The following is a 737-nucleotide window of genomic DNA, read 5'->3' on the forward strand; positions in this document are numbered from 1 at the left end:
ACCAAGAAAAAACAGGTTGGCTTGGTAGAGGAATGAAAACAGCAGGACTGACAGGAAAAGGACTGGCTTTAGCTTTACCTATGCCTTTATTAATTAGAGGTGTTCCAATGAACAACAACTACTTTCCTGTAGGTCGTTATCTGCCATATCCTAATACCTTAGAAATAATTAAAAATGCATATGAAGAGTATGATGAAAAATTATTGAGCGATAATTTAGAAATAATTTTAACAAGAGATTTTGATAACAGATCAAGGGATGATGCTTGGATTTTAGCTTCAAGTGCTGGAACTGAGTTGTCAAAACCAGATGGACCTAAGGTTGCAGTTTTTGAAGTGGATGGCTTTGATACGCATGCTGCACAAGGTGCAACAGATGGTGCACATGCAGATTGTCTATCTGATTATGATAATATCGTTAGATCTTTAAAATCTTCAATGTCAAAAGAAGCATTTGATAATACTTTAGTTTTAACTTTAACAGAATTTGGACGAACAATTAAACAAAATAGCAGTAATGGAACAGAACATGGTTACGGTTCAGCTATTTTAATGGCTGGAGGACTATTAAAAAAAGCACAAGTTCATACAGACTGGCCTGGATTAAAAAGAAAAGAGCTTTATCAAGGAAGAGACTTAAATGCTACGATTGATGCACGATCAGTTTACGCATCTGCTATGTCGACTGTGTTTGATTTAGACTTTAACAGAATTGAAAAAGAAGTTTTCTTTGGAGAT

At 35.0% G+C, this 737-nt stretch carries 1 protein-coding gene; it reads left to right on the plus strand.

Translation table 11 applies throughout. The annotated features are described in order from the left end of the window. The coding region (locus AMN99_RS05590) for a DUF1501 domain-containing protein (RefSeq protein WP_143323955.1) at window positions 1–737 on the plus strand (737 nt) is incomplete at both ends.

Origin of the sequence: Candidatus Pelagibacter communis (genome assembly GCF_001180225.1) — a bacterium.
Taxonomy (GTDB): domain Bacteria; phylum Pseudomonadota; class Alphaproteobacteria; order Pelagibacterales; family Pelagibacteraceae; genus Pelagibacter; species Pelagibacter ubique_D.